The organism is bacterium, from assembly GCA_030654305.1.
GTDB lineage: Bacteria > Krumholzibacteriota > Krumholzibacteriia > LZORAL124-64-63 > LZORAL124-64-63 > PNOJ01.
The window spans coordinates 1-3,272 of sequence record JAURXS010000350.1 but is presented as its reverse complement, the minus strand read 5'-3'; the positions used below and the strand labels follow the sequence as shown (position 1 = coordinate 3,272).

Annotated in this window: 4 protein-coding genes and 1 tRNA gene; 1 reads left to right on the top strand and 4 read right to left on the bottom strand. The window is 73.0% G+C overall.

The annotated features are described in order from the left end of the window. Positions 1-118: 118 nt before the first annotated feature. The 4 genes from Q7W29_10025 to Q7W29_10010 are packed head-to-tail and all read right to left on the bottom strand — an operon-like array spanning position 119 to position 3,009. Positions 119-787: an energy-coupling factor ABC transporter permease gene (locus tag Q7W29_10025; GenBank protein ID MDO9172156.1), complete on the bottom strand. Its 669-nt coding sequence runs from the start codon at positions 785-787 to the stop codon at positions 119-121. Positions 788-839: 52 nt separating this feature from the next. After that, positions 840-1,844 (bottom strand): transporter, encoded by a 1,005-nt coding sequence (locus Q7W29_10020; protein ID MDO9172155.1) that lies wholly within the window; start codon positions 1,842-1,844, stop codon positions 840-842. Next, positions 1,841-2,275 carry an ABC transporter permease gene (locus Q7W29_10015; protein MDO9172154.1) on the bottom strand — a complete coding sequence of 145 codons (435 nt, stop codon included), beginning with the start codon at positions 2,273-2,275 and terminating at the stop codon, positions 1,841-1,843. Before Q7W29_10015 ends, Q7W29_10020 begins: the two co-directional genes overlap by 4 nt. Further along, positions 2,275-3,009, bottom strand: coding sequence for a DUF4198 domain-containing protein (locus tag Q7W29_10010; GenBank protein ID MDO9172153.1), 735 nt, complete (start codon positions 3,007-3,009; stop codon positions 2,275-2,277). The genes Q7W29_10015 and Q7W29_10010 overlap by 1 nt, the downstream gene beginning before the upstream one ends. A 149-nt stretch (positions 3,010-3,158) precedes the next feature. Here Q7W29_10010 and Q7W29_10005 point away from each other — a divergent pair. Next, a tRNA-Arg gene (locus tag Q7W29_10005) sits at positions 3,159-3,235 on the top strand. Positions 3,236-3,272 lie beyond the last annotated feature (37 nt).

Below are 3,272 nucleotides of genomic sequence, written 5' to 3'. Positions count from 1 at the left end.
GCCCGCCTGCCGGACGTGAGCAGGACCGCCGCCAGCGCGGCGGCGAGCCGGGCGGGATCGTGCACGAACGTCGCGGCCACGATCGCGCCGAGGTAGAGCAGCAGCAGGGCGCGGTCCCTCACGGCGCCTCCGGTCCGCGGGGAAGTTCCGCCGTCGCCGGTCGCGGCGCCAGGCAGCGCCCGGCCAGCAGCGCGAGGACCCCGTCCGCCACGCCGACCACCAGATGCGGGAGGACCACGGCCGGCAGCGTGGTCTTCCAGCCGAAGGGGAAGAACAGCGGCGATCCGTCGGGCGCGCGGGAGAGCAGCGGCTGCAGGCCCAGCACGCCGGCCATCACCGTCGCGGACGCCACGGTGCCGGCCCAGCCCGCGGCGAACAGGGCGGCGTCGCGGTTCACCGGCCGCAACAGGCGGTGCGCGCCGACCGCGGCGAGGCTGCCGACCAGCCCCATGGCCAGGGCGTTGACCGGCAGCGCCGTCACGCCGCCGTCCCCGAACATCAGCGCCTGCAGCAGCAGGACGAGCGACAGCGACAGGAACGCGTTCCAGACCCCGAACAGGACCGCGAGCATGCCGATGCCCGCGACGTGGACCGTGGTGCCGCCGGGCAGCGGCACGGTGATCATCATCAGCACGAAGGCGGTCGCGGTGACCACCGCGAGGCGCGGCAGGGTCGCCGCGTCCAGGCGGGCGCGCAGGCGGCGCAGCCCGACCGTCCACGCCGCGGCGGCGAGGCCGTAGGCGGGCAGGTAGGTCTGGGGTCCCAGGAAGCCGTCGGGGACGTGCATGGCCGCTCCGTTTCACGGTCTTTCAGAGCCGTTCAGATTCGTTCAGAGTCGTTCAGAACAGGCAGGACAGGGCGGCGATGAGCCGGCCCGTCTCCTTGCCCTCCGCGCCCTGCTGCAGGGAATCCTCGTGGAGGTCGGTCCAGACCGGCTTCTTCCAGCCCAGCCCCAGGCTCGCGGCGCCCTTGGTGAGCCGGACGCCGCCGACCCCGTAGAGGATCAGGCCGCCGGTGGCCGTCTCGCCGATGCCGTCCGTCTCGTCGCGCCCGAGGTCCAGGAGGTTGGACTCGACGTTGACGTCGAGCCGCAGCTTCGACGCCGGCCGGGTCAGCACCCGCGCCACCAGCGCCGCGTTCAGGCGCGTCTCGCGGCCGAAGCGGACCCGCGCGCCGTCGGCGTACTCGTGTTCCGTGAACCCCACGACCGACGCCTCGGCCACGGCCGTCCAGCGCGGGGCGAGCACCTTCGTCGCCGTCAGGCCGCAGTTCCACGACGGGCCGCCGAAGCCCAGGGACAGGCCGGGATCGATCGCGCCGTCGCGGTCGCGCAGGTTCTCCTCGCCCGTGGGCAGGGACGTCCCGGCGCTGATCGTGAGGTGCAGGTCTTCGAGATCGTCGAGGCTCTCGTTCGCCGGCACGAGGCGCGGTCCGCCGTCCCAGCGCAGGCCGGCCACGGCGACGAACGAGAGGTCGGTGAAGCCGGCCGTGTTGTAGGAGTTGTCCTGCACCGTCTTGGCGCTGAACGGCAGGAAGGCGTAGACCGACAGCCAGGGCCGCACGCCGTAGCCCAGGCCGAACATCATGAAGGTGCTGCGGTCGCCCTCGCCGTCGCGCTCCGGCGTGAAGGCCTCGAACGTCGGCTGGTCGATCTTGACGCAGGCCAGCCAGGCGGCGCGCGGCAGCGTCTGCGAACTGGAAGTCTCCAGCGGCGCGCCGGGTCCGGCGAGCCCGGCGACGCCGAGCGATGCGACGCCGTGATGGGCGGTCGCCGCGCCCGCCGACAGCAGGGAGGCGGACAGGACTACGAAGGCGGCGAGGCCGCGGGTGCGCGGGCGGATCATGGTTTCCTCCTGGACATCAGCAGGGCGACGACGCCGAAGATGCCGAACAGCACCGACACGCCGGTGACGAGCTTGACGGGACGGGTGGGGCCGGCCGCATGGTCCTGCGACGGCAGCAGGTCGGCGCCGATCGGCACCGTCAGGTCGGCGCCGTGGCCGTCCTGGGCCACGACGCGCACCCGCCAGTCGCCGGGCCGGTCCGCCAGGAACACGACACGTCCGCGGCGGTCGGTGCGGCCGACCTGCGACGGCGCATCCGCGGCGGGCGGCGTGACCTCGCAGGTTTCGAAGGAGAAGGGGGCGCCGTCGTCGTACGTCAGCGTCACCACGACCGCGCGGTCGCCGGCGATGGTGTGGTCCAGGCCGTGCGCCGTCGCCGCGACGGGCGCCATGAGTACGATGAAGACAACCGGCAGCAGCGCGGCGCGCATCAGCGGTCCGCCAGGTCGAAGGTGAGCACCGCCGTGCGGACGTCCTCGTGTCGGGGATCGTCCGCGTCGGGCCGGCGCCAGGAGGCGCGCACGACCTGCAGCCCCGCGTGGCGGAGGCGGATGTTGATCCGGCCGTCGGGTCCGGTGGCGCCGCGGGTGTCGTCGCCGTAGGCCACCGCCGCGCCCGCCACGGGCTGCCCGTCGGCGGTCGCCAGCACGGCGAGCTTGTCGCCGAGGGAGAGGGCCCGCGGGTCGGTCAGCGGCGTCAGTTCGAAGCCCCGGCCCAGCGGTGTGGCCAGACCAGGCGACCAGCCGCGCAGGTGCTTGACCGTCTCCTGCGAGCGCCACGCCTGCAGGGGGCGCGCGACCTCCGACGGGTGGCGGTTGACGGTGCCGTCGGCGGTCTTGGTCCACCAGCCCCAGTCCACGAGCGCGAAGTCGGCGAGTCCGTCGGCCGGCACGGTCACCGGCGCGGCGGCGGGCACCGGCGCGACGCGCAGGGCGCCGTCGGTGCCGACGGTCGCCAGCCAGGCGACCCGCGGGGCGTCGAGCGGCTGGTTGCCGGCGCCGCCGTGCTGGTGCCCGGCGAGGTGGCCTTCCAGGAGCGTGTCGGCGACGGCGCCGGCGGTCCAGAACACGTCGTGGGCGCCGGCGGGCGCATGCGCCAGCAACAGCGTCGTGATCAGGATCGCGATCGCCGGGCAGGTCCGGCGCGACGGTGGGCGTGGGATCATGGTTCACCTCCGACTATAAGTATTACGATTATCGGATACGTAATACTAAATCGGGGCGAACCTCCATCCTGTCAAGAAATAATCAGGTGGATGCCGCTCTCCGTCGCCATCTTGCCTGGGTACGGGGGGAATGGTATATTGCCGCGGTCGCGCCCATAGCTCAATTGGATAGAGCATCTGACTACGGATTAGAAGGTTGGGGGTTCGAATCCTCCTGGGCGCGCCACTTCGAGCGACCCGCCGCCGGCGGGTCGCTCCATTCC

What these genes read in the sequence shown, in the direction of transcription:
- Q7W29_10025 (MDO9172156.1), bottom strand. Translation starts at nt 787, where the DNA reads ATGCACGTCCCCGACGGCTTCCTGGGACCCCAGACCTACCTGCCCGCC.
- Q7W29_10020 (MDO9172155.1), bottom strand. Translation starts at nt 1,844, where the DNA reads ATGATCCGCCCGCGCACCCGCGGCCTCGCCGCCTTCGTAGTCCTGTCC.
- Q7W29_10015 (MDO9172154.1), bottom strand. Translation starts at nt 2,275, where the DNA reads ATGCGCGCCGCGCTGCTGCCGGTTGTCTTCATCGTACTCATGGCGCCC.
- Q7W29_10010 (MDO9172153.1), bottom strand. Translation starts at nt 3,009, where the DNA reads ATGATCCCACGCCCACCGTCGCGCCGGACCTGCCCGGCGATCGCGATC.